This is a genomic window from Psychrobacter sp. 1U2, from assembly GCF_051847575.1.
Map to the genome: position 1 here is coordinate 1 of NZ_JBPYDC010000590.1, position 955 is coordinate 955.

General features: G+C 38.6%; 1 protein-coding gene. It reads left to right on the forward strand.

Annotation, left to right across the window (positions count from 1 at the left end):
* Nucleotides 1-533: 533 nt before the first annotated feature.
* On the forward strand, nucleotides 534-955 hold a 422-nt coding region (locus tag ACS8FD_RS17475; protein ID WP_439276782.1), incomplete at its 3' end, for a glutamine synthetase beta-grasp domain-containing protein.

Genomic DNA, 955 nt, shown 5'->3' on the forward strand with positions numbered 1-955 from the left:
TCATATGAAAATAAATTTATTGCGCACTACTTTGCGTCAACAAGAGAGCTTAAGCACTAACTTGGTGCGTAATTTACGCTGTCTCTTCTCATTGTTGTGCAGATGGTAAGGGTGTTCTATCAAAAATGGCTTTTACTGTTTATATGGTATTTGTAGATCTATCCTACATATATCACGGTTTGAGAGCCAAAAATAATTTTAGACTATCATTACAAAATAAGTTTGGCATAGGCTTTGCACCCTTATATTTGTAACTTGGTACTGGTATAAATTTATATCCTATCATTCATTATTGTAAATTTAAGGTTAAAATCTAGCGGATAAGCTACTTAAGATGTTATAACTGTTCAGCATTATTGAATAGATACTGCTAAAATAGCGCTAGCATTGTATGAGCTTATGAGTGATAGAGCAAATGGTTGAATATTACTGCCATTATAAATCTAAGCCAACACTTAAATATAATAGTAAATGTCGTATCTTAGAATTGAACAATAAACGTAACAACATGACCATCATAAGGGAGACTATTCATGTCCAATAAATTACTGGATCTTATCAAATCGTCTAGTGCAAAGTGGGTTGATTTTCGTTTTACCGATACCCGCGGTAAAGAGCAACACATCAGCTTTCCGGCGCATAGCGTTGATGAAGAGGTGATGGAAGATGGTAAAATGTTTGATGGCTCGTCTATCGCTGGCTGGAAAGGCATTGAAGCTTCAGATATGATACTGCGCCCTGATCCAGAGACTGCGTTTGTTGACCCGTTCTTCGACGCCGTTACTGTGGTAGTTACCTGTGACATCATTGAGCCATCAACGCTACAAGGCTACGACCGCGACCCACGCTCTATCGCTCGCCGTGCAGAAGAGTATTTGAAATCTACCGGTATCGGTGACACTGCTTACTTTGGTCCTGAGCCTGAGTTTTTTGTCTTTGACGATGTAAAATGGTC